Raw genomic sequence first — 24,435 nt, forward strand, 5'->3', positions numbered from 1 at the left:
CCACCCGTTTTGCGGCTTACCCTTCTTTCTATGCCCCGACTTTTTTTACTTCTCTGGCTGATGCTCATGGCCTTAGTGGACGTGAGCCCGGCTTTGGGCCAGGCCGGCCCGGCGGCGCGCGCCAAAATGCGCGGTAAAGTGTATGTACACCGCCCCAACTACCGCACCTATAAGGGCCGGAGCCGCAAAGTTCGCCGCAAGCGCACCGTGCGTTACCGGCAGAAGTGGTATCAATTCTGGCGGCGCCGGAAGAAAACCAGCACGCCCACCCCGCAACGCTCCCGCAACCAGACAATTCGCGGATAGGCGCCGTCCCGCGCAGCTTGCACCAACCGGTCTTTTCGGGCGTATGGCTCGGGAAGACCGGTTGTTTTTTTCGGGGAGGGGGGTAACTACGGAGCCCGGAGCTGAGGAGCACTGTTCGACCACTCCGGCACAATTTTCAGCAGGCTTTGAGAGTTACCGGTTTGTACTCTTAACCGGTCTGGTAGCTTATGACTCGCTTACTGCTCCTGTTGCTGACCCTGCTGCTGCTCGGCGGCCCCCTGCTTCCCTCGGCCGAAGCCGGCCGGCCCACTCGCTACGCCCGCGCCAAAATGCGGGGCCGCAGCTACACGCACCGGCCTTTTTACAAGCTGTACAAAGGCCGTAAAGCCAGCAAGAAACGACTTAACTTCTTTCACAGGAAAGCCCGCCCCAGCCAGTCAGGCTACAAAGTAGGCCGGCACTCCACGCGGTAGGCAGCAGGCAAAGGGTATATAACGTGTCATTCCTTGCTTTGCTCGGAATGCCCCATTCTTTTGGGTTAGTTTCTCTTTTGTCGGTGGTTATTTCAACTGCGCGTACCACGCCCGCCGCACCTGCACCAGCCGGGCCTCGGCGGCGTCCTTATCCGGCGTTTCGGGCAGGGCGGCGGCAGCGAAGGCGGCTTCTACGCGGGCTACCAGGGCTTCGGCCTCGGCTACCAATTGCTCGTACTCAAACTCGCCCCGACGGATTTGCAGCAGGAACTCCCGGTTGGGGCGGCGCACGTGCAGGCGGCCGGTGGTGGCAATTTCCTCGGCCATGCCCAGCAGCCGGAACACGTGGAGCATGTTCTTGGCGTCGTAGTTTTTGCCGTGCTGCACGGTGTTCTGGTACCGTTCGGGGTTGCGCTTCTGCTCCCACTCCTGGTACTCCCGAAATACCCGGCAGTAGGTGCTGTAGCCGTTGCGGTTAAAGCTCAGATAGGCTACGGGCACCTCCCCTTTCGGCACGGCCGAGAGCAGCACGTCCTGGGAGGTTTCCGCGTCGCGCAGCAGGCCCCGGTAGCCGTGGCAACGGTCCGGCGTTTCGTCCACGAACAGGGCGTACAGGTCGTGGAGGTGGTTTACGTTGGCGAGGCCGCACTGCCCGGGCTGGAGGCTGCGCCGCGCCAGCCAGGTAGCTACCGGCTGCGCCCCGGCCCCTACCGTCACGTAGCAGAAATCCAGCACCGATTTGCACTGGGGCGGCTCGGGGTGGTTGATTTTCTTGTTCAGCCCCCGGGCCTTTTTGATCTGGGCCACGGCGTACTCGGCGAAGCTCTGGCGGCACAGCTGGGAGAGGAAGTCCTCCACCTGAAACGCCTCGAACAGCGGGTGCCGCACACGCACGCAATCCGCGGGGGAGGCCAGCAGCTCCAGGGCCGTGGGGTTGCTTTTGAGCAGCAGTTCCACGAAGCGGCGCAGCTCATAATACACCTCGTCGTTGGTGGCGTTGGCTACCTGGGGCACGTAATCGAGGCCGTAAAACTCAGTTTCGGGCAGGATGAACACGCCCTTCAGGTCCACGTCGGAGTGGGGCAGGTCGGTGCCGTAGGCGCGGCTGCCGCTCAGGGCCTCAAACAGGATAAGGCCCCGCTGGCGCAGGTCGTCGATAGTGAGCATATTGACACGAATGTACTCCCTTTGATTTAGGATGCCGGCTCCCCTTGTACACCTGCGGCCCACCCAGGAGGCCGATTTACCGCACCTCTACGCGTTTCAGCTGGATGCCGAAGCCTGCCGCCTGGCGGCCTTCGTGCCCGCCGAAAACGCCGACCAAGTGGCCTACCTAGCCAAATACCGCCGCTTTCTGCGCACCCCCACCATTCACATGCAGAGCATTCTGGTGGATGGGGAGCTGGCCGGCAGCATCGCCAAGTTTGAAGTCGAAGGCGAGGCCGAGCTTACCTACTGGCTCGACCGGCGCTTCTGGGGCCGGGGCGTGGCCACGGCCGCGCTGCGGCAGTTTCTGCAGCTGGAGTCCAGGCGCCCCCTGCACGGCCGGGTGGCTTTCGATAACTCCGGCTCCCGGAAGGTGCTGGAAAACTGCGGCTTCGCACCAATCGGCACGGATACAGGCTTCGCCCCGGCCCGGCAAACGGAGGTGGAAGAAATCATCTACCAGCTGTAGCGCAAAGCCTTTGCTCCGCGTTTGCCTGAACAGCCGCATAAACCGCCGGATTTTGCAACGCAATGCGAAGCAGAGGCCTCGCGCTACAGCCAGGCCCGAAACACGCTGTCCAGCGCCGGCGTGGGGTTGGGCTGCTGGGATGCGGGCAGGGTGGCGCGGGCGGCCAGACCAGCTTCGTATTCCTGCTGCAGGAAAGCAACCAGCGCCGCCGGGCGCGGCACGGTGGTTTTCTCGTCGGCGGTGGCTTTGCGGGCCAGCAGCTCATCTACGGTACCGGTCAACTCCGTCGGCAGCAGCTCCCGCAGCTGCCGGAACTCCATGGGCGGCACTTCGGTGGGGCGCTGCTGAATCCAGCGGGCGGCCAGCGTGGCGCGCAAGGCGTAGAACAGCCGCTTGAGGCGCACCTGCTCGCCGGTCAAATCCTCCTCCACCCCGCGCCGCAGCTGGCCCAGGTAGTGGTGCAAGCCAGCCCGGGGGTTCCAGCAGGCGGGCAGCAGCGGCCCCAGCGCCGCCCGAAACCCGGCCGCCTCCCGGTACACCACCGGCGACTGAAGCCACTCAAAAAGAGCCGCGTTGGAGCCGCGCAGCAACTTCAGCGTCTTGCGCAGCTCCCAGCCGCCTAGGTCCAGCTCGTCATCCACGGGGAAGCTGAGCGTGTCGGGGCCTTCCTCGAGGGTCAGGTACCACGCGGCCGGGTGGGCGTAGAGGAAGCGCACGTCGTAGTCGGAATCGGGCGAGGGGAAGCCCCAGGCCCTGCTGCCCGACTCGCAGGCGTACAGGACGCGAATGTGGTGGCGGGCTTCGAGCTGGGAGAGGGCGGATTGGATGCGGAGCTGCACGGGCAGGAATCAGGAAGTAGCAGGGGTAACGGCTACCCGCTAAGGTAAAATGCTGCGTTGCGTTTTTCCGCCGAATCCCTAAACTGCACTATCGAGTCTCTATTTTACTTATTGGCTATCTACGCCAGCTTTCATGCGCCACCCACTCTGCCGCCTCAGCCAGCTTCTTGTTGTACTATGCCTGGCGCTGGGCTCGGCCTGCGACTCCGCCCCGGTCGGCAAGCAGCCGAAGCAGGCAGCCGGCGCGCGCCCTGATTACGCAGCCGACCTCCTGCGCACCGGGTTGGTGAAACCGCAGCATCGGCGTTGGCTGCGGTTCTGCGACACCACCCGACTGGAACACTTTCAACTCGGACGAACGGCGCGCCGGGTGCGCGGCTGGCTCAGCGAATACGAAGCACTGCAGGAAAAACACTGGCACTTCAACCCCGACTCGCTGCGCATCGCCACTGAGCAGGAAATGGAACAGGAAGCCCCTGATCCACCTTCTCTGACGCCAATGTTCGCGACGGTGATTCATCTGCCCAACACGCCACAGGAAAAACAGCGGGTACGCGCGCAAACCACCTTGTTGGTAAGGCAGCTGCGGCGAGCCCGGCTGCTTACCGCCAACGAACACCGGATTCTGCTGCCACTGGCGCAAGCCGGCCGATTTTACAGCCGCCACAACCTACTGTATAATGCCGACGAGATTCTGGCCCTGACCAGCCGCCTGCGAGCTACCCGCACGCTACCGCCCGTGCTGCAGCAACTTGGCTTCCTGACGCCCGGGCAGGCCCGGCAGCTCAGCCTGGAGTTACGGTCCGGCCACCTGCACGACCCCGTCGAACTGCTGAACCGTCTTCCCCAGGCCCGAGTCTTTTACCGCTCCGACTATCCGGCCAGCCTGGCGCCTTATCTGCGTCAGCTGCACCAGGATGCAGCCGGACTGCTCCAACTGACCTTTTCCGACTTCCGGTTTGAGGTAGTACAGCCCGGCCAACTTTCTACCTGCCTAAACTGCCCTGAAGACCAGGATGTAGTGGTACATCTGCGGGTGAACGGGAAAGCCTACCACCACCGTTGCGCCCTGTACGCCGCCAGTACAGGCAGTAGCGCAAGCGTATATCCGGAGCAGTTTTATCAGATTTTTAACCAGATTCTGGCCGACCAGGCCGCCCGCCACCGGCTGGTATTTATTGAATCGGAGCGGGAGAAGTATCTAACCGGCCCCGAGGAACGATTTGGCCTCTGGCGGCTCACATCGGCCCAGTTAGAAGCCGTGGACACCCTGGAATTTTCCGCCCTGCACGTCACCTCGGCACCTGGTTTTTCGGTTCTGCCCACGGATACTGTAACGGCCGCTTTGGCTGCTTTCACAAGGTTGGGGTTCCTGCGCCATCTTTCACCAGAGCAGCGTGCGGCGGCCGAAACCCGACTACGGCAGGCCCGCCTAAGCGAGCGGGAGGAGATACTGCACTACGTGCCCGGGAGTGTGGGCGAGTACCGGGGTGCCCCGGATTACGCCACGTGGTCGTACCGCCGCCTGCTGAAGGTACTCGAAGAGGTAGCAGGCAGGCGGTTTCACTTCGTGCAGGTGCAGGACCGCACCCAGCCGGCCGAGGGCGGACCGCTGCACTTCAGGTTGGGTGGTAAACTGTATCGCACGGTGCTCGACCAGGCCAGTGAGCGGCCGGATGCCCGCCTGTTTAAGCTGGTGCAGCAGGCACTGCGGGAGCAACGAGTGCCGGGCAAATTCTTCGAGGTACAGGGTGGGCTGGCCCAGTCCCGCGGCATGGTAACGGCCTACGTGTTTCTATTGCCGGAGCAAGAGCAAATTATCCGGCGCCGGCAACTGCTCCACCTCATTGACCCTACTCTCACCCAGGAGGAACAGCTGGCCCGCGAAGAAGCAGAGGAAGCATCCAGCCTGTGACCCCACCCAGCGCGCGCACTACCTGGTCGGCTTTAACCCGTGAAGCACCGGAATAGCGTGACGCTTCTTTTTCTCAAACGTTCTTTCCCCATGACCAAAGCCCGCCTCGAGGCCTTCAGCGACGGAGTCCTGGCCATCATCCTGACCATCATGGTGCTGGAAATCAAGGTGCCCCACGGGGCCGATTGGGCCGTGCTGCGCCCGTTGCTGCCGGTGGCTCTGAGCTACGTGCTGAGCTTCGTGTACGTGGGCATCTACTGGAACAACCATCACCTGATGATTGGCACCGTGACGCGCCTGAGCGGCGGGATGCTGTGGGCCAATCTGCACCTGCTGTTCTGGCTTTCCCTCACGCCGTTTGCCACCGGCTGGATGGGCCAGAACCAGTTTGCCCCAGCCCCCATGGCCACCTACGGCTTTGTGCTGCTGATGTCGGCCGTGGCGTACTACGTGCTGCAGCAAACCATCATCCGGGCCGAGGGGCCCGGCTCGCGGCTGGCCGCGGCCCTCGGGCCCGACTGGAAAGGCCGGGTGTCGCCGCTGCTGTATTGCCTGGGCATCGGGGGCAGCTTCTGGCACGCGGGCATCGGCGGGTTCTTCTACGTGCTCGTGGCCCTGCTGTGGCTGGTGCCCGACCGGCACCTGGCGCGCACCCTGGCGCACCGCCCGGAGCCGGGTTCCTAGCCCGCTCCCCGAACTTCTGCTACCTTATGCCCTGCTACCTACCTGCTTCTGCTATGCTGCCCCGTCTGCTTCCCGCGGCCCCGCTCCTGCTCGGCCTGGCCCTGGCCGGCTGCCACACCCGGCCCGCCACCACCACTACCACCACGCCCGCCCCGGCCGAAACCACCGCACCGGCGGCTCCCGCGCCCGGCGCGGCCCCGGCCGAGGCCATCGGGGCGGCCAGCATTAGCAAGTATCTGCGGGCGGTGTCGTCGGATGAGATGCTGGGGCGCAAGCCGTTTACCGAGGGCGAGACGCGCAGCACGCAGTATCTGGCCGATGAGTTCCGGCGGCTGGGTTTGCAGCCGGGGCCCAACGGCACGTATTTCCAGCCGGTACCGCTGGTGGAAATTACCGGCGCGTCCGCCCCGGCCCTGCTCATCAAGGGCAAAGGGCAGCCGCTGAGCCTGCAGTACAAGACGGATTTTGTGACCTTCACCCAGCGCGAGCAGCCCACGGTGAGCGTGCAGAACGCGCCGCTGGTGTTTGCCGGCTACGGCGTGGTGGCCCCCGAGTACGGCTGGGATGACTACGCGGGCCTCGACGTGAAGGGCAAAACCGTGGTGGTGCTGGTGAATGACCCCGGCAACGCGGGCCAGGACTCCACCCTGTTCAAGGGCCGGGCCATGACCTACTACGGCCGCTGGACCTACAAATACGAGGAAGCCGCCCGCCACGGGGCCGCCGCCGTACTCATCGTGCACGATACCCAGCCGGCCGCTTACCCCTGGAGCGTGGTGCTGAGCGGGGCCGTGAGCCCCAAGTTGCGCCCCCAAACCGACAATAAAGGAGCCGACAAGTGCGCCCTGGAGGGCTGGCTGACGCTGGACGCGGCCAAACGGCTGTTCCAGGCCGCCGGCCAGAACTACGACCAACTGTACGCCGCTGCCAACACCAAGGGCTTTAAGCCGCGCGCATTGGGCGGGCTCACGCTCTCGGGCAGCATCCAGAACAAGCTCCGCCGCCAGACCTCGCGCAACGTACTGGCCGTGCTGCCCGGCACCACCCACCCCAGCGAGTACATTCTCTACTCGGCGCACTGGGACCATTTCGGCATCGGCAAAGCCATTCAGGGCGACTCCATCTACAACGGGGCCGTGGATGATGGCACCGGCCTGGCCGCCCTGCTGAGCATTGCCGAAGCCTTCCAGAAAAGCCCGGAGAAGCCCCAGCGCAGCATCGTGTTTCTGGCCGTTACGGCCGAAGAGCAGGGTTTGCTGGGCTCGGCCTACTACGCCCAGCACCCGCCCTTCCCGCTGAATAAAACGGTGGCCGACCTGAACATGGACATGCTCTGGCCCTACGGCCCGATGAAGGACCTCACGGTTATCGGCTACGGGCAGTCGGAGCTGGAGGACTACGCCCGCGCGGCGGCCCGGGAGCAGGACCGCTACGTGCTGCCCGACCAGACGCCCGAAACCGGCATGTTCTACCGCTCCGACCACTTCAACTTTGCCCACGTGGGCGTGCCCTCCCTCTACGCCAGCGGCGGATTTGAGAGCCGCACCCAGGGCAAGCAGTGGATTGCCGACAAGCGCCGCGCCTACACCGCCGACATGTACCACAAGCCCGCCGACCAGTTCGACCCCGCCTGGGACCTCTCGGGCATTGCCCAGGACGCCCAGCTCTACTTCCGCGTGGGCCAGCGCCTGGCCTCGGAAACCACGTTCCCGAAGTGGCGCGCAGGCTCGGAGTTCAAAGGGGCGCGTGAGAAGAGTATGAAACTTTCAAATTAATCTTCATATTCGCCATAACAAACACCTTATATTTTTCTCAAAAATCTCAAACCCAGATAAACAATGGATTTATTCACAAAATCTTTGATTTTAAAAGAGAAAGAAGAAAAAACTGGAAAACTTTTATTACCGGGACTTTTAACTGGAATTATACCTGAAGACTTAACGACATTAGAACATTTAGACACAATAATTATTCAGGACAGTAAATGTTCAAAAATAACTTTCCCTAGCAATCTACAAAAACTCACTAAACTCAAAAATATTCATATTCACCAAACACTCATAACTGAAATTCCAGAAGAATTATTTTCAGCTATTTCAATTACAAATTTATGCTTAGGAGGCAATAAAATAGAACATATATCTGAAAATATATGCAATTTAAAAATTTAAGGAGATTAAATTTAAGAAATAACAAGTTATCAGAAATACCTAAACACATAATCAAATTAAATAAGCTTCAAGAAATCTCTTTATCACAGAATCAAATAAAACATATTGACAAAGAATTCATAGGATTGGCTAAGCTAAAATCCCTAGATTTAACCACTAACAAAATCCGCGCACCGCGCGAAGCTTTAAGAGGCAGAGGTATAGATGTAATTCAATACATACTAGATTTTCAAGACGCTAAAAACAAAAAACCTCTACACGAAGCAAAATTAATTTTTATTGGATCAGGAGACACTGGCAAAACATCTCTTATAAAGATGATTACTAAAAAAAGATTTAATAGTTCAGAAAATAAAACAGATGGAATTGAAATAACAGATTGGTCAGTAAAAAGAGACAAAAACAAAATAAAGGTTCACATTTGGGATTTTGGCGGACAGGAAATAATGCATGCTACTCATAAATTTTTTATGACGAGCCGTAGTGTTTATGTCCTAGTTGTAAATCCTAGAACACAAGATAATTACGGAAATAGTGAAATAGAATATTGGCTTAAGCTCGTTCGTTCGTACGCAGGTGATGTTCCAGTAATAGTTGCAGTTAATAAATGTGAAGTTCACAAGGCAAATATTGCGAAAGGACAAATAACTGACAAATATGATAACGTCCTTGGTTTTATCGAGACTTCATGCTCAAAAAATATTGGCATAAATGACCTCAAAACAACAATAGCAAATGCAATCGGAAAACTTGAATTTATTGACGACGAACTACCTCAAAGCTATTTTGATATAAAACTAAAACTTGAAGAAACAAATAAAGAATATATTGAATTCGAAGAGTACGAAGAAATCTGCAAAGAGGTAGATCCTAATTTTAAGAAGAGCAGCAAAATTGCACTTGTAAGGCTTTTACACGACTTAGGTGTCATGCTTAATTTCAGTGACAACCGGGTACTAAGAAACACACAAGTGCTTAATCCAGAATGGGTTACAAAGGGAGTTTATCAAATAATAAACTATCCTAAATTAATCGAGAACAAAGGAATTCTTTCTTTATCTGATCTACCTGAAATATTAGATCAGGATCAATATCCAACAGAAAAGGAAAGGTTGTATATTACAGATATTATGGGTCATTTTGAATTATCATTTCAAATGGAAGGCAAACAAGACTTATATTTTGTACCAGGCACATTTCCCAAGGATAAACCAGATATAAATTGGACACATGCAACTGAATCCTCATTAAAATTTCAATTTCAATATGACATATTACCCAGTAGCATAATTTCAAGGTTTATAGTTAAATCGCATAGATTAATTAGGGAAAATAATTTTTGGTTGAATGGTGTCGTTTTAGCACATGAAAACTGTGAAGCTCTTATTGTAACCGACCCACAAGAAAGAACTATAAAAATTGAAGTAAGCGGAAATGGGGATAAAAGAGCATTCTTAGCAGTAATAAGAGAAAAATTCGAAGAAGTTCATACAAGCTACCAAGATATCGATATACAAAGATATATATCGATAGATCCAGAGGGAATAATATTAGTAAACTACAATGATCTACTTGCTCATGAAGAAGCCAACGAAGATTACATTTTTATTCCAAAACTTAAAACTAGATTTAATGTTAAAACTTTACTAAACGGTATCGAAAGAGAAAAAACAAGAAACTCAAAGCCCATAGAAATGGAACATGAAATAAAAGGTGCTAGTGTTTTCATATCTTATTCTCATAAGGATGAAAATTTAAAAGACAAACTAAAAGCTCATTTATCAACACTAAAAAGAAAAAATATAATTGATATATGGGATGACAGAAATATTATTCCTGGAAAAGATTTTGATAAAGAAATATCTCATTATTTAACTACATCTGATATAATTCTACTGCTAATTAGCTCCGATTTTATTAATTCTGATTACTGTTATTCAACCGAAATGAATAACGCAGTTATTCGCCATGAATCTGGCGAAGCAGTAGTAATACCTATTATTTTACGATCTTGTGATTGGACAGATACCCCATTTAGAAAGTTACAGGGCCTCCCTAAAGACGGGCATCCGGTTACAAGTTGGAGTAATGAAGATGAAGCATTTACCAATGTTGCTCAAGGCATAAAGAAGGCAATTGAAAGTTTTTTAAAGTTATAAACGAGGGTCCACGGCTTCGCTTTCCAGGGCCAGCACGCCGAATACGCACTGGTGCACCTCGCGCAGGGGGGCGCCGGCCACGAACCGTTCGAGTCCTTCCACACCCAGGGCAAATTCGCGCAGGGCCAGGTTGCGCTTGCTTTTCACGTTTCGCTCGCGCAGGCGCTCCAGGTTGCCGGGCAGCAGGTAGTCGGGGCCGTAGATGATGCGCAGGTACTCGCGGCCGCGGCACTTGAGGGCCGGCTGCACCAGGTGTTTCTGGCCCGCGGGGATGAAGTCGTAGGGCTTCACCACCATGCCTTCGCCCCCGGCGGCCGTGAGGTCCAGCCACCACTGGGTGGCGGCTTCCACGTTGGCAATATCCTGCAAGTGCACCACGCGGTAGGGCGTGGCTCGCAGCAGGCCTTCATCCTGGAGGCAGATGGCGCGCAGGGTTTCCATGTGCCAGGCGTGGTCCTTATCAAAGTACGTGCGGCCTTCGGTGGCGAGCAGGTGGAAGGGGGCCAGGCGCAGATCCTCCACGCTGTCCACGGGCCAGCAGTAGCGGCGGTAGGCCTCGGCGTAGTGCCGGGCGGCTTGCTGGCGGGTGCTGGTGCGGGCCAGCAGGGCTTCTACCCCATCCAGGCCCCGGCCGGCGGCCTGGCTGAGCAAGGCCACGGCTTCGGGCAGAGCGGCCGTAGCGGCGGCGGCCACGGCGGCGTACTGGTCCTTGATCAGCTGCTGGGCCTTGGCCGACCACGGCAGCAGCTCGGCGTCGAGGCAGAGCCAGTCGGTGCTGAACCGCTCCCAGAAGCTGCTGGCCGTGAGGGCCGCCTGCAGGCGGGTGAGGAAGGCAGCTTCCAGCGCGCTGTCGGTGAAGAAGTTGCGGCCGGTGCGGGTGTATACCTTGCCCGGCCCCTCGCCCACCACCCCGAAGCGGCGGCGGGCGGCGTCCTCACTGCGGGCCAGTACCACCACCACGCGGCTGCCCATGTGCTTTTCCTCGCACACCACCCGCTCCTGCCCCTGGCGGCGGAAGTAGTCAAAGGCCTCGGCGGGGTGCTCCAGCAGGTCGGGCAGGGCCGAGGTTTCGGAGGGGCTCATGGTGGGCGGCAGGTACAGCAGCCACTTTGGGTTGAGGGCAAACCGGCTCATCACCTCCAGCGCCGCCGCCGCGTTTTCCTCCCGCACCGTCACCGACGGCAGCAGGCGCGTACGGATAATCTGCTTGCCCAGCACATCACGCAAATCCAGCAGGTCGTCGTTTTGTTGTTGGGCAGAAAGTTGGTTGTTGGTTTCTAGTTTTTCGTTGTTGGCTTCGGCCAGGCGACGCAGGTAGTCGAGCGGCCGGACCGGCTCGCAATACACTTGGGCGGCGGGCACGGATACCAGCTCCCGCTCGGGGTAGCGCAACGCGGTGAGGCGGCCACCGAACACGCAACCGGTGTCAATGTCGATGGTGTTGTTGAGCCACTCGGGCGCGGGCACGGGCGTGTGGCCGTACACCACCATGGCCCGGCCGCGGTACTCGGCGGCCCAGTTGTAGCGCACCGGCAGGCCAAACTCGTCGATTTCGCCAGTGGTTTCGCCGAACAGCGCGAAGGCCCGCACGGCTCCCGAGCCGCGGCCCTGCATTTCCTCGCGCATACCCGCATGGGCCACCACCAGCTTGCCGCCGTCGAGCACGTAGTGGCTTACCAGCCCATCCAGAAACTGCCGCACCTGATTTTTGAACGTGTCAGATTCCAGGGCCAGTTGCTGTACCGTTTCGGCGAAGCCGTGTTTTTCGTTCACCTGCTTGCCGTTGAGGTAGCGCAGCAGCTTGATGTCGTGGTTGCCGGGCACGCACAGGGCCTGCCCGCCCTGCACCATACTCATAACCAGCCGCAACACTTGAGGCGAGGCCGGGCCCCGGTCTACCAAATCTCCCAGAAATAGGGCCCGACGGCCGGCTGGGGCCGTCACCCGCACGCCCAAATCCCGCGCATCCAGCACGGGTGTTTCCTCCACGGCGTAGCCCAGCTCCGTGAGCAGCTGCACCAGCTCCTGGTAGCAGCCGTGCACGTCGCCGATGATGTCGAAGGGGCCGGTGTCCTGCTTGCGGTTGCTGTAGAGCGGGTCGCGCTGGATGGTTTGCACCGCGTCCACTTCCTCGGGGCCGCGCAGGTGGTAGATGTGGCGGAAGCCTTCCTGCTTGAGGGTTTTGAGGCTGCGGCGCAGCTGCTGGCGCTGCTGGGGCACCACGTGGCGGCCCAGGTGCCGGCGCTCGGCGCGCTGGTGGTTGCGGTCCTCGGCCACGCGGTCGGGCACGTCGAGGATGATGGCGGTGGGCAGTACGTGGTAGTCGCGGGCCAGCTGCACCAGGGTTTTGCGGGCTTCGGGCTGCACGTTGGTGGCGTCCACCACCGTCAGCAGGCCGCGCTTCAGACGCAAACCCACCAGGTAGTGCAGCAGGGCAAAGGCGTCGGTAGTAGCGGCCTGGTCGTTCTCATCATCCGATACCAGCGCCCGGCATTGGTCCGACGACACAATTTCAGTGGCCTGAAACAGCCGCCGCGCAAACGTAGATTTACCCGCCCCGGAGGTACCGATGAGCAGGACGAGAGAAAGTTCGGGAAGCTTAAGGGAGGTAGCAGGTTGGGGCATGCGATGCTTGGAGGCGTATATTGAGCAGTTCTCGATAAGGATAACGTCCGGTAAAAATGCGTAAACTCTATCAATAGAACCCCTATTCAGATGCAGATTTCCATAGAGCGAATTATTCAGGAAGGTGACATCAGCCCGCTGAAATGGGGCATGAGTGGTGAAGACATTGCCCAAAGGCTTCTCCACTCCTACCCACTGATTCAGAAGTATCGGCAGGGCAATTATCCTTTTCTGGACTTAGATGGCGTTGAGCTTTACTTCAAAGAGGACTTCTACCTGGGGCTCACCCAACTTATCATTCAGGCCTGGCGCATCAAACCAAAACGTAAAAGCCGATTCTTCGATTTTGGCTGGCTCCATCATGAGCTAACGTACGACAAGGTGTTGCGCAACCTCGAGCGGTTGGGTTGGGCATTTACGAAGTATGTTGGATATTACAAAGAACCCGTGCTGCTAGTAGATAATCATGCCCTGTTTCACTTCTACGATATACCGGAGCCGAATGGGACGTATGTTATCAGCAAGGTCGTCATTCTTCATCCTCAGGATACTCAACTCGTTATTGACCAGCTAGGGAAGTTACCCTATGAAATGATTCACGCTAGTTGAATCAAAGCAGCTTCAACTATTAATGACTATTCAGCAACTCATAACAATCCTCAAAACGAACCTACCACAGACGGACATAACGCTGTATCCGCCGGCCAGCGCGCAACAGCTACAGCAGCTCGAAGCAGCATTAGGTTTAGTCCTTCCGGCTGACTTTCGGGAGTTGTACGCCTTCTGCAACGGGTTCGAATCGGCTGAATTCCTGTTTCACATCACCCCAATCGAGGAAATACTCCATTTTAAAGCAGACTACCAGCCCCGTCAATTCCTCTTTGCTGAGTATGCCGTTTGCGTTGACTTTTGGGTAGTGGAAATAGCGCCGACGAGCAGCGGCTACCGGATTCTGAGTCAGGATTCAGCTGGCGAATTGGTCTTTCTGACCGATTCGCTGGCCTCATTTATCCATCGATTCTTGCAGGGCGGCGTTTTTGGATTGCTTGACTGGGCATCTGAGCTACACACCTGATCAACGACCAAGCCGGCAACAAGCTCGCCTACCCGCCTACCGCCCGCCCGTTACCCGCACTTCCACGCGGCGGTTGAGGCGGCGGGTGGCTTCCTGGTCGTTGCTGGCGCGGGGCTCGGCCCCACCCAGGCCCCGACCAGTAATCCGCTCGGGGGCCACGCCGTGACTCACCAGATAAGCTTTGACCACGGCTACGCGCTGCTCGCTGAGCTGCACGTTCAGCTGCGGGTCGCCTTGGTTGTCGGTGTGGCCGCGCAGCTCGATGGTAAGCTGGGGGGTGGTCGTCAGCAGGGTCAGCAGCCGGTCCAGGTCGGGGGTGGAGGACGGGAGCAGCACGGCTCTGCCTTGCTCAAACTGCACGTTGTCGAGGCGCAGCGTAGTCCCTGGGTTCAGAGGCCGAAGTACTATATCCTGACCCGACGGGCCAGCGGGCAGGCGGTAAGCAGTATCGGCAGGAACGTAACCGTCCAGCTGAGCCTGCACCTGGTAGGCCTGCCCCGCTTGGCCGGCCAGCAGAAACTCGCCGGCGGCGGTGAGCGTGCGGCTGCCGGCCGGGGCCCCAGGCCCGCTGAACTGCAGCCGGGCCTGGGGCAGCGGACGGAGCGTAACGGCATCCAGCACCCGGCCCAGCCAGGTAGTCGTACCAGTGGCCGTCTCCGCCGCAACCGACGGGGCCGCCGCGGCCGGCCGGAACAGGCTGCAGCCGGCCAGGTCGGTGTACACGCCGCGGCGCAGGCGTGTAGCCTGCCGATGCTCCAGGTCTACTTCAAAAATTGATTTGGGCCCGGCCAGCAGCAACCGACGCCGCCCCGCCCCGTCCTGCTCCAGCAGCACGTCGCTGTAGCCGCCCTGCTCGGGCAACCCAGTGAGGGGCAGCAGTTCGGGGCCGGGGCGCTGGCTGGCCAGGTCCACGGTCAGCAAGGTCCCGTCGGTGCTGTACACATCGTACAGCTTGCCGGTTTCGTCGAGGCCGAAGTTGGCGTGGGTGCCGGCCTTGGCAAACCCAATGGCCGGGTAGTAGGCCGCCTGCCGCAACGGGTCGGTTTCCCACACCGTCACCACGGAGTCGGTGGCCGGGCTTACGCGCACCAGCAGATGGGCGTCGCTGGTCTGGAAGTATAGGTCGCCGCGGCGGTCGGTGGCGGCCGAAATCCAGACGTTACCGGGCCCCTGGGCGGGCAGTTCCCAGCCGGTGTACTCGCCGCGGCGGGTGGCCGGGTTGTAGCGGTACACCCGCTCGGGCTGGTCGGTGGGCGATTTGGTGACGGAATACAGGCAGTTATCGAAGCCCTTGGCCAAGGCATACGACTGAAACGGCAGCACCCGGCGGTGTACCCGCGGGGCGGCGGCCAGGTCCAGCCCGCTCCATTCGTGCAGGGTGCGGCAGTCGTCTTCCCAGATGCCGTCGTGGGCGCGCAGGGCCGCAATGCCGTAAATTTTATCGTCGCAGCGCTGGTCGGCGTAGCGGCGGCTGGGCAGACCGGGGCCCGCAAAGGCGAAGGAGGCCACCAGCTGCCGGCCCGCGGCCAGGGTGGCGGCATCGTGGGCAGTAGCAGCCCGGTATTCCAGCTGAAACTCGTAGCCCCCCCGCCACAGCCGCCGCCCCAGTACCCGGCGGCGGCCCGCCGAATCGGCAAAGGTGTACTCGTAGCGCACTTCCTGAAACGCGCCGGCATCGTGCTGCTCCAGGCGCAGTACCTGGGCCTGGGGCAGGGCCGTAAGAGCCTGCCACAGCGAGTCAACCGGACCCGCGGCCAGGGGCGGCCGGTTGACGCGCCCGGCCGGCAGGGGCTGCACCGTGAAGCCCACCACTGCCGGGGCCGCCTCCCAGTCGTTGCCAGCGTAAAAGCTCATGGCCGGTGCTACCTCCTCGTGCACCAGCCAGCCGTGCGGATACGCGAGCTGGTAGCCGGTACGGGCGTCGGTGAAGGATTGCCACTCGGCGGGTGCCTGCGCTTGGGCCCGCAGCCCGGCCGCCAGCAGCGCCAGGAGCAACGTAATCAGCCGTGTCAGCAGCCCGTCAGGAATAGGTAACATTCTTCAAAATTACGAAGCCTATTACTATTTCCGGGCTACTTTTCAGTACGGCAGCTTGCTACGTGTACCCTATAATGCTGTCAGCAAATTCTACCTGCACATAATCCTATAGCGGGCATTGGTGCCTGATGCGTTTTGACAGGATGGACTACAACTCAAACACGGCCAGTTGTGAGGGCGCGCCCACCTCGGCGTACTCCGGCCCCAGCGGCTCCAGGCGTACCCGGTAGCCGTGGCGGGCGGCCACACCGGTGGCCCAGGCGGCAAACTCGGCCCGCGTCCACTCAAAGCGGTGGTCGGAGTGGCGGAACTCGCCGGCCGAGAGGGTTTCGTAGCGCTGGTTGTAGTCGGCGTTGGGGGTAGTGACGAGCACGCTGCCGGGGCGGGCCCGGGCAAACACCACCTGCTCAAAGGCAGCCAGGCGGCTTTCGTCAAGATGCTCGATGACCTCCACCACGGCCGCCGCGTCGTAGCCGGCCAGGCGCTCATCGTGGTACAGCACCGAGCCCTGGGCCAGGGTGAGCCGCTCGCGCTGACGCGGGGGCATTTCCGCGAGGTGCAGACGCTGCCGGGCCCGCTCCAGCTCCTGCCACGCCACATCCAGGGCCAGCACGAACTCAATCTGCGGGTTTTTCAGCAGGCGGCGCACCAGCTTGCCCTCGCCGCAGCCTAAATCCAGCACCCGCCGGGCCCCCAGCTCCCCGATTACCGCCGCCACGCGGTCGAGGCGCAGGTCGTGGAGGGATTGGGTTTTTGGTGGCGGGTTGTCCGTTGTTAGGTCCGGGGCTTCCTGGGTTTCGGGAGCTTCTACCAGCTCGTCGGCGGGGGCTTCGGCGGCGTCCACGGCCAGCAGACGCTCCAGGGTAGGATTCACAAACTCGGCGAAGCGCAGGTAGCGGCGCGTGATGAACTCCCGCTCGGGGTGGCGAGGCAGCCACTCGCCGCCGCGGCGCAGCAGCTTCTCCGCTTCCTCCCGGTTGATCCAATAGTGCTTGTCGCCGCGGTCCAGCACCGGCAGCAGCACGTAAAGATGACTGAGCAAATCCTGCAGGCGCAGAGCCGGGTGGCGCAGGCGCAGCGAGTGGTAGCGGCTGGCCCCCCAGGCGGGCACGGTGGGGTCCAGGGCGTGCGCTTCAATGCTGATTTCGTAGCCCAGGGGCGCAAACAGCCGGTGAATCTGCTCGGGGCTGGCGGCGGGCAGGGCGGCCACGGTGGCTTCCAGGGGCAGCAGCGCATCGGGCAGGGCGGGGCGGTCCTTGCAGGTGCCGTTCATGGCCGTGTTGAAGGCCTTGGAAAGCGCCGTGCTCAGGAAGGACGAGGCCGCGTAGGGCCGGTCGTTCACGTACTGCTCCAGGGCAAATCCTTCCCCGGCCGGCCCCCGGTGGTTACGTACCAGCCCAATGGGGTCGATATCGAGCAATAAAGCGGCCGTGCAGCACTCCGCCGTGGCTTCGGGGTAAAACACGTGGGCCTGCCCGTAGGCAATATCAATCGACTGCAGCCGGGCCGGGTTTTTATGGAGCAGGTAGCCCAGGTCGGTAGCGGGCTGGTGGGTAGTGGTAATGGTAAGCAGCATTGACAAACTAGCGCTAATAGAACACGGCACCGCCACACAAGCGGGCAGCGGCAAGATACAGGGTTTGCCGTTTTGCAAGGGCTGTAAACGCGGCACGTAACGGAACCACTATACACTGCACGTCATGCTGAGCTTGTCGAAGCATCTTTACCGCTTCGTTGTCAATCGTCAGGCGAAGCGGTAAAGATGCTTCGACAAGCTCAGCATGACACGTTCTTCGTTATTTTCTGTACTAATCAGGTGCGCCCACCGGGCCAGCCGTCGTATCGGTGAGGGCCAGCAGAAAGGCTTTGAGGGCGCGTTGGTCGGCAATAGAGAGGTGGAGCTTGTCGGGCGGCAGCGTTTGGTTGGGCACGCGCAGGCCCCGCCCCTGACCGCCGCCCTCGTTGTAGAAAGCAATGACTTGCTCCAGGGTTTGGTAAGCGCCGTTGTGCATATAGGGCGCGGTGAGGGCCACGTTGCGCACCGTCGGGATTTTGAAAGAACGGCGCAGCTGCGGCAGCTGCACGTGGGCGTAGCGGCCCTGGTCGGCGTCGAGGCGGCGGGAGCCGGGCGCGGCCTCCACGCCCAGCACCTCCGATTCGGCCTCGGTGAAGCCGGGCGGCACCGTGCCGTTGAACAGGGGCGCAAAGTGACAGGTACCGCACTTGCCCGCGCCCATAAACACGTTGAAGCCCCGAACCTCTTCCTGGCTTAACACCTCCCGCCGGCCGCGCACGTGCTGGTCGAAGCGGGAGTTCAGCCGCACCAGGCTCCGCTCGTAGGCAGCCAGGGCCGTTTGAATCTGCACGGGCGTGATGGCAGGCTCCGCTCCTACCTCACTCCGCGGAAAAGCCCGGCGAAACTGCTGCACGTAGGTGGGGCTGGCCCGCAGGCGACGGGCGGCGGCGCTCAGGGAGCCGTGCATTTCGTGGGGGTTGCCGACTACGTCCGCCACCTGATTTTCGAGGGTGGTGGAACGCAAATCGTAGAACTGCCCGGCCTGCAGGGCGGCGTTGAGGATGGTGGGCGTATTGCGGCGCACGAGGCCGCCGGGCGTGAGGGTGGCGTTTTTGGCGACGCCGTCGGTAAAGGCCTTGTCGGGCTGGTGGCAGCTGGCGCAGGAGCGGGTGCCGGTGCCCGACAGCACGGGGTCCCGGAACAGCTGGCGGCCCAGGGTCACGCGGGCGGCGGTGCGGTAGTGCTGGGTGGTGGGCGCGTAAAAATCGGGGTTGAAAGCCCCCGAATCGAAGAGTGTGGCGGCATCGGGGCGGAGGGCGCGCACTTCCTCGAAGGGCCGGATACCCAATTGCCCCTGGCAGGCCAGCAGCGCCCGGCCCAGCGGATTGGCGTGGTCTTTTATGAAGGCCAGCCGGTCAAACGCGGCGAAATCCGGGTGCTGGCGGGCGTAGCGGGCCGCCTCGGCCAGCTGCCTTTGCGCCGCCGCATAAGCCCGCATCACCGAATCGGCAGTACCCTGAGCGGGCTCGTAGCAGGCCAGCACGGGCTGCAGGGCAGTTAGGGCAGCGGCCGTTTCGGGCACGGTGGCCGTGGGACTCAGGGGCGTATCAAACCCGGTGATGCCCAACGACACCACCCGAAACACCTGCAGGCGCAGCACGTCAAACACGTGGGCATCCGACAATTCCTGCACCTGCCAGCGGGTACGGGCGTTGCTGATTTCCCGGTTCAGGGCCCGTACTTCCCGCTCCAGCTCGGCGCGGTTGGCGGGGTCGTACTCGGGGTAGAGCAGCGCTTCAATCACCTGCAGGCCGCCGGGCTCAAAATCCTTGTTTTCGGCCACTTCCACCTCCCCCACGGGCGGGCCGTTGAGCAAGCGGGCCGTGCCTGCCATGTAGTATTCCGTGAACGGCTCAACGCGCTTGTACAGCAACCGCGCCTGCCGAAAGCTACGCCGCAGGGAGTCAGGAGCAGTGCCGCGCCGGGCCTGGGGCAGCAACTGCCGCTGCACCTGCTGCTGCAGGCGGGCCAACTCCCGGGCTACGTGCTGCTGCACACGACTAGCAGGTACGGGCGCAATGGCAGAGGAGGCAGAGGAGGTGCGGGAGCAGGCGCCGGCCAAAGCCAGCAAGGCCGCCAGCAGCAGCGGGGCACACGCACGAAGGACAATGGAGACAGACGAAAACATGGGGGAACCAGAAGTGCGGAAACCAGCAGCCCCCCGCTGCAAAAAGGCGGAGGGCTGGATAGTGGATAAAAAGCTAATCGAAGCCGCTATTGATAGAACGTCATTCCGAGCGTAGCCGGAGGCGAAGCCGAGGAATCTCGCGTGCTGATGTTGTGGTGGCTTTAACGAAGCGGTAGAGATGCTTCGGTCACTGGCTTGATTCGCCACATGCTCAGCATGACAGATAGCCTGGCAACGTCAGCACGCGAGATTCTTCGCCTAAGCTCGGAACGACGGCCCGGCGCTCAGCATGATGGCCAAAACCACCCTAGCGCTGCACGCCGCGCACGATGACTACCTGCCCGCCTTCCTTGTTCTTGTTGCGGGTTTCGCTGGAGCCGTCGGCGTTCAGGTACTTATCGTCCTGCCAGGTGTGGGGGTGCAGGTTGAGCAGGAAGGTGTTGGGCACGCCCACCAGGTCAGAAATATCCTGCATGGCCCCGTACTCCCAGGAGCTCAGGCGCTGGTCGTTGCTCTTGTTGTACTTGGCGTTGAAAGTGGCGTCGGTGCGGCGGTGGTTCATCTCCAGCATGGGCTTCAGCTGCTTGCTGCCGAGGCCGTACTGCCACACGCGGCCGTCGTGCTTGTTGTTGGCGTAGAACGAGTCCCCGTCTTCCTGGATGTACACGTACTCCTTGGTCACGCACAGGTTGTCGGGGTTCACGATGCTGTTACCGGGGTCGGTGGCGCCATCCACGGCTACCTCCAGCTTGCCTTTCAGCACGTTATCGGCCTGCAGGGTGAGCTTGTACACCCGGCCCCACATCGTAAAGCCGGTCACCGGCGTCACTTTATCCGACTGGCTCACGCCGGTGGCGGTGAAGTACACCTCCCGGCCCGCGCCGTTGCCGCCCTTGCGGTAGTCCACATCTTCCACCCGGGCAAACTGAATGGCGTTCTTGGCTACCGACTGCGCCGCAATCTGGGCGCCGGTGGAGGTTTTGGCGTTGTCAATTTCCACGAACTCCACGTCGTACTGCTGGCCAGCCACCATGTTGGTTTCCACCGGGTCGGCGCTGGTGCGCTTGAGCATGTAGAGCTTGCCATTGTCCAGGTCGCCCACGGTATTGCTCACGTAGGCAATCAGCTGGCCGTTGCCGCTGTCTTCCCCAATGAGGATGACGGTTTTGCCGGGAAAGGCGTCTTTGGGCAGGGGCACCGCGTTTTCCATGGAGGCGTGGCCCAGGGCCGGCTTCATGCGGCTGCGGTCCTTTTTGTTGGCCGGGCCCAGCGGGTCGAGGGCGTGCACCATGCTTTCGCCGTCGGTTTCGCCGGCGGTCAGGAACGTGGGGCCGAAGCCGTGTTCCTCGGGCGTGGCCAGCGTGGCCGAGCACAGGCGGAAGTTGCCCCCATCCCCGTCTAGCAGGTACTCGCCCTTCACCGGCTTGAAGGTTTTATCCAAGTACACCCGCGACACCGAAAACATGATTTCGTGGTTGTTGATCAGGATGTAGCCCTCCCCGTTGGGGTTTTTCAGCAGCCCCGAGCCGTCGGGCTGGGCCCCGAAGATGAAGTTGGGCGACTCCGGCAGCACGTCGTCGGAGCTAATCAGGGGCAGGATTTCCAGGCTCTCAAAGCCGCTGAGCGGCTTCACCAGGGCCGGGTTCACGGAGTGCGCTTTCAGCTGCACCTCGGAGGTAGGCGTCGACTCATTGGTAGAGTCCGAATCGTTGCAGGCGCTCAGCAGAGCCAGCAGCGCCAAGGCCGGCAGCTTGGGCCCGAAGGCGTAGCGGTTGGGGTACATACAGCGGGAAAAGAGGTTGGTAAAAGGATACCGCAAAGGACCTTCCCCGGCATTATTCCAGCTTTACCCACTTGTTACTGTAGTGCTATTTTCCAACTTACAATCAAGCAGTTATACTAACAATTGCATAATACAGCTACCTGCAAGCAATGTAGAGGCGCGACACCGTGCAGGAAACCACTGCAGCTGGCTTCTCGGGCAAAAAAGAAACGCCCCGACCATAACCGGCCGGGGCGTTGTGAGAACCACAGAAAGCGGCAGCTCTTACCGCACTACCAGCTTGGAACTGGCTCCATCCTCGGCGCGCAGCACGTACACGCCCGGTGCGAGGCCGGCCGTTTCCAGCTGGCTGGCTTTGCGCAAAGTGCGTACCGGGCGGCCCAAAGCATCGTGCAAGGTGCCCGAAACGGGGCGGCTCAGCTGCACCCGGCCCTGCTGGGTGGGGTTGGGATAAAGCTGCAGCGGCGCGGCGTGGTGGGCCGAAGCCGTGGCCGTCACGGGGCCGCGCGTCTGGATGCCGTACACCGAAACCGTGCTGCTGACTTCGTTGGCGAGCAGCAGCAGGGGCTGGCCGGTGGGACTGTTGGAGCCCGAGATGAACACAATGCCCTCGGGGCCCTGGTCGCCGGTGCCGCTGGTGAGGCTGCGGTTGTTCACGTACTGCACCAAGCGGGGCTGGGCGGGGTCGTTCAGGTTGAACACGGCCACGCCCCCGATGCGCTCCAGCGAGACGAAAGCATACACCGTATCCCGGATTACGCCGGTGGTCACGCCCTCGGGCTCGGGGCCTTTGTCGTCGGAGCGGTTCTTGCGGCTGGGGTTGCCGGTGGAGTTGCTGGCGTTGAAGATGGCCCCGTAGGTGGCCTCGGTGCTGGTGAGGCGCTCCAGCAGGTCGCCGCTGTCGTGTACCAGCGCGCCCGAGGTGGCGTTGAAAATGCTGAAGGAGCGGCCCCCGAAGGCGTAGATTTCGTCGAAGTCCCCGTCCCCATCCGTGTCACCTAGCCTGTTGGTGACGTTGAGGCGGCCCAGGGCCTGGGCGTTTTTCAGCAGGCTGGCCTGCGGGAAGCGGGTGGCATCCAGCGGGTAGGCCGCGTCGCCGAGGCGCACGGCTTCGGTGAGGGCCGAGTACTCGCGGGCGTCACCCTCGTTGGCCGTCAGTAAATACCGTTGGCCGGCTACTTCAAAGGCGGCAATGGCATCGGGCTGGCGCATGCCTTTGATGGGCCAGTTGGCCATTAGTATTTCCGGGGTCTGGTCAGAAGCATCCAGCGCGAACCCGGCCTGGGAGTGGTCCTGGTAGCCTACCGGCCGCAGGGCCGTGAACTGCTTGGTGGTGAGGTCGAGGGTGGCAATGGCGTTGTTTTCCTGGATGGTCACGTAGGCCGTGCGCGAGTCGCTGGACACGGCCACGTACTCCGGCTCCAGATCCTGGGCCACGGTGCTGGGCGCGGCGGTGGTACCACCGTAAAGCCGGATGCCCTGCTGGCGCAGCGCGGCGGCCTGCCCGTTGTAGCCCGCAAAACCCACGGTGGTGACGCTGGCCTGGGTAACACCGGCCACGCCCCCGCTGAAGTCAATGACCGACACCGAGCCCTCGGGGTCCACGGAGTAGTCCGACTTCGGCTCCCCCTCGTTGGCCGTGAGCAGAAGCTGGCCGTTGGGCGAGAAGGTAATCATATCGGGCATGGCGCCCACCGTCACCTGCTTTAGGAAGGTGCCGTTCTGGTCAAAGAACACCACCGAGCCATTCTGCTGGGGGTCGGCATTTTCAATGGCGCAGGCCACCACTCCACCGCGCACGGCCACCGAGTTGATGCCGCCGTAAGGCTTGATATCAATGGAACCCACCGCCACGGGCACGCCCGAAGCCGGCAAGCTCAGAATATCCAGCTTGCCCCCCACCGAGTTGGCCACGTACAGACGCTGGGTGCTGGGGTCATGGGCCACAATTTCGGCTGAGTTGGTGCCCGATGCCCCGTTCTGATACGAGGCCAGCCGGTTAAGCACGAGGTTGCGGGTCCGCGCCGGAGCTATGCCGTCGTTGTCGTTGATATACACCAGCACCTCCGTAGCGCCGGCGGTGAGCGTGGCGTTGGTGGGGTTTTGCAGGCGCAGCGTAAAATACTCGGCCCCTTCGGCCAGGGCATCCTCCGAAACGGGGATGGTGAGCGTCTGCGAGGCGGTGGCCCCAGCCGGGAAGGTCAGCGTCTGGGTAGCAGCGTAAGTGAAATCCGGGCCGGCCGTAGCGGTGCCCAGGCCGGGTACCAACGCCACCTCCACGGTGGTAGCTCCGGTAGCCGACGGATTGGTGATGCTCACCGGAATACTCACGGTGCCCGCATTTTCGTTGACCACGGCCGTGGCGGCAGCCAGGCGCAGCGAGGGTACCACGGCGGTGGTGGAGCGGCCCAGTTCCACTTCGTCCCAGGCGGCCCAGTCGTCGTTGCCGTTTTGCTTGGCGGCCAGGCGCAGGCGCACGTGGGTGGCGGTGGCTGGAACAGGCACCGTTACCGTCTGGTAAGCGCGGGTATCCTTGCTGAGTTGGGTATAGGTTTTGGTTGCCGGCCAGGTGGTGCCGTTGTCGAATACCACCGTGTAGGCCAATGAATCGGCGCTGCTGCCGCTGTCGAAGCCGTTGCTGAAAAACCGGAACGACACCTGGTTGGCCGCCGCGCTGCCGCTCTGGATGGCCACCGGGGCGAAATCCAGGTAGTGCCACGTGGGCTGGTCGTTGTTCGTGGGGTTCTGCAAATCCTGCATGCCCCAAAGCAATGCGCCAGCCGCCGGCACGGCCTGCACCCCGCTGCTGCCAGTAGTGCCCACATTAGCCACGGGGGCCCAGATATCCGAGAGGCTGGGAAAGTTGTAGGTGGCCGGCGTGGCCGTGAAGCCCCAGGTGTCGGCGGCGGTACTTTCAAAGCCCTGACGCAGCGTCTGGGCCAAAGCCGGGCCATGGAGCAGCAGGCCCAGCACTGACAGGCTCGCCCATTTGGGTAAAGGTTGGTGCATTCCGGGAGAGAATTGGTGA

The 24,435-nt window shown here is 60.7% G+C and carries 18 protein-coding genes; 10 read left to right on the forward strand and 8 right to left on the reverse strand.

The features are described from left to right. The first annotated feature begins 30 nt into the window (after nucleotides 1-30). Both ACN19L_RS03705 and ACN19L_RS03710 read left to right on the forward strand, forming a co-directional pair. Complete coding sequence (locus tag ACN19L_RS03705; protein WP_426492199.1) at nucleotides 31-306, forward strand: hypothetical protein; 276 nt, start codon at nucleotides 31-33, stop codon at nucleotides 304-306. 188 nt (nucleotides 307-494) lie between these two features. After that, nucleotides 495-740 (forward strand): hypothetical protein, encoded by a 246-nt coding sequence (locus ACN19L_RS03710; protein WP_426492200.1) that lies wholly within the window; start codon nucleotides 495-497, stop codon nucleotides 738-740. A gap of 87 nt (nucleotides 741-827) precedes the next feature. On the opposite strand, the gene ACN19L_RS03715 is transcribed toward ACN19L_RS03710, so the two are convergent. Further along, entirely contained in the window at nucleotides 828-1,907 is a 1,080-nt protein-coding gene (locus ACN19L_RS03715; protein ID WP_426492201.1) for a DNA polymerase beta superfamily protein, read from the reverse strand. Nucleotides 1,908-1,938: 31 nt separating this feature from the next. Between ACN19L_RS03715 and ACN19L_RS03720 the strand changes: the two genes are divergently transcribed. Further along, complete coding sequence (locus tag ACN19L_RS03720; protein ID WP_426492202.1) at nucleotides 1,939-2,415, forward strand: GNAT family N-acetyltransferase; 477 nt, start codon at nucleotides 1,939-1,941, stop codon at nucleotides 2,413-2,415. A gap of 83 nt (nucleotides 2,416-2,498) precedes the next feature. Here the strand turns inward: ACN19L_RS03720 and ACN19L_RS03725 are convergent, their stop codons facing one another. Then, nucleotides 2,499-3,254 carry a nucleotidyltransferase domain-containing protein gene (locus ACN19L_RS03725; protein ID WP_426492203.1) on the reverse strand — a complete coding sequence of 252 codons (756 nt, stop codon included), beginning with the start codon at nucleotides 3,252-3,254 and terminating at the stop codon, nucleotides 2,499-2,501. A 133-nt stretch (nucleotides 3,255-3,387) separates the two neighbouring features. On the opposite strand from ACN19L_RS03725, the gene ACN19L_RS03730 reads away from it, so the two are divergent. From ACN19L_RS03730 to ACN19L_RS03750, 5 genes are all read left to right on the forward strand, one after another. Further along, entirely contained in the window at nucleotides 3,388-5,169 is a 1,782-nt protein-coding gene (locus ACN19L_RS03730) for a hypothetical protein (RefSeq protein WP_426492204.1), read from the forward strand. 90 nt (nucleotides 5,170-5,259) lie between these two features. After that, complete coding sequence (locus ACN19L_RS03735; RefSeq protein ID WP_426492205.1) at nucleotides 5,260-5,853, forward strand: TMEM175 family protein; 594 nt, start codon at nucleotides 5,260-5,262, stop codon at nucleotides 5,851-5,853. Between the two features lie 53 nt (nucleotides 5,854-5,906). After that, entirely contained in the window at nucleotides 5,907-7,628 is a 1,722-nt protein-coding gene (locus ACN19L_RS03740; protein ID WP_426492206.1) for a M28 family metallopeptidase, read from the forward strand. Nucleotides 7,629-7,691: 63 nt separating this feature from the next. After that, nucleotides 7,692-8,024 carry a hypothetical protein gene (locus tag ACN19L_RS03745; RefSeq protein WP_426492207.1) on the forward strand — a complete coding sequence of 111 codons (333 nt, stop codon included), beginning with the start codon at nucleotides 7,692-7,694 and terminating at the stop codon, nucleotides 8,022-8,024. Then, nucleotides 8,006-10,183, forward strand: a complete 2,178-nt coding sequence (locus tag ACN19L_RS03750) for a COR domain-containing protein (RefSeq protein WP_426492208.1) — start codon at nucleotides 8,006-8,008, stop codon at nucleotides 10,181-10,183. Before ACN19L_RS03745 ends, ACN19L_RS03750 begins: the two co-directional genes overlap by 19 nt. Here ACN19L_RS03750 and ACN19L_RS03755 read toward each other — a convergent pair. After that, entirely contained in the window at nucleotides 10,178-12,808 is a 2,631-nt protein-coding gene (locus tag ACN19L_RS03755) for a polynucleotide kinase-phosphatase (RefSeq protein WP_426492209.1), read from the reverse strand. The genes ACN19L_RS03750 and ACN19L_RS03755 overlap by 6 nt on opposite strands. 90 nt (nucleotides 12,809-12,898) lie before the next feature. On the opposite strand from ACN19L_RS03755, the gene ACN19L_RS03760 reads away from it, so the two are divergent. Together ACN19L_RS03760 and ACN19L_RS03765 are read left to right on the forward strand one after the other, a co-directional pair. Next, on the forward strand, nucleotides 12,899-13,417 hold the full coding sequence (locus ACN19L_RS03760) for a hypothetical protein (RefSeq protein WP_426492210.1): 519 nt from the start codon (nucleotides 12,899-12,901) through the stop codon (nucleotides 13,415-13,417). A gap of 22 nt (nucleotides 13,418-13,439) precedes the next feature. Beyond that, nucleotides 13,440-13,883, forward strand: coding sequence for an SMI1/KNR4 family protein (locus ACN19L_RS03765; RefSeq protein ID WP_426492211.1), 444 nt, complete (start codon nucleotides 13,440-13,442; stop codon nucleotides 13,881-13,883). Nucleotides 13,884-13,919: 36 nt separating this feature from the next. On the opposite strand, the gene ACN19L_RS03770 is transcribed toward ACN19L_RS03765, so the two are convergent. The 5 genes from ACN19L_RS03770 to ACN19L_RS03790 all read right to left on the reverse strand — a co-directional run bounded on the left by ACN19L_RS03770 (nucleotide 13,920) and on the right by ACN19L_RS03790 (nucleotide 24,416). Continuing rightward, on the reverse strand, nucleotides 13,920-15,920 hold the full coding sequence (locus ACN19L_RS03770) for an OmpA family protein (protein ID WP_426492212.1): 2,001 nt from the start codon (nucleotides 15,918-15,920) through the stop codon (nucleotides 13,920-13,922). 148 nt (nucleotides 15,921-16,068) lie between these two features. Next, nucleotides 16,069-17,496 (reverse strand): 3' terminal RNA ribose 2'-O-methyltransferase Hen1, encoded by a 1,428-nt coding sequence (locus tag ACN19L_RS03775; RefSeq protein WP_426492213.1) that lies wholly within the window; start codon nucleotides 17,494-17,496, stop codon nucleotides 16,069-16,071. Between the two features lie 232 nt (nucleotides 17,497-17,728). Further along, entirely contained in the window at nucleotides 17,729-19,624 is a 1,896-nt protein-coding gene (locus tag ACN19L_RS03780; RefSeq protein ID WP_426492214.1) for a cytochrome c peroxidase, read from the reverse strand. A 307-nt stretch (nucleotides 19,625-19,931) separates the two neighbouring features. Further along, nucleotides 19,932-21,407: a hypothetical protein gene (locus ACN19L_RS03785; RefSeq protein WP_426492215.1), complete on the reverse strand. Its 1,476-nt coding sequence runs from the start codon at nucleotides 21,405-21,407 to the stop codon at nucleotides 19,932-19,934. Between the two features lie 264 nt (nucleotides 21,408-21,671). Further along, nucleotides 21,672-24,416 carry a choice-of-anchor I family protein gene (locus ACN19L_RS03790; RefSeq protein WP_426492216.1) on the reverse strand — a complete coding sequence of 915 codons (2,745 nt, stop codon included), beginning with the start codon at nucleotides 24,414-24,416 and terminating at the stop codon, nucleotides 21,672-21,674. Nucleotides 24,417-24,435 lie beyond the last annotated feature (19 nt).

Origin of the sequence: Hymenobacter sp. 102 (assembly GCF_049949205.1) — a bacterium.
Taxonomy (GTDB): domain Bacteria; phylum Bacteroidota; class Bacteroidia; order Cytophagales; family Hymenobacteraceae; genus Hymenobacter.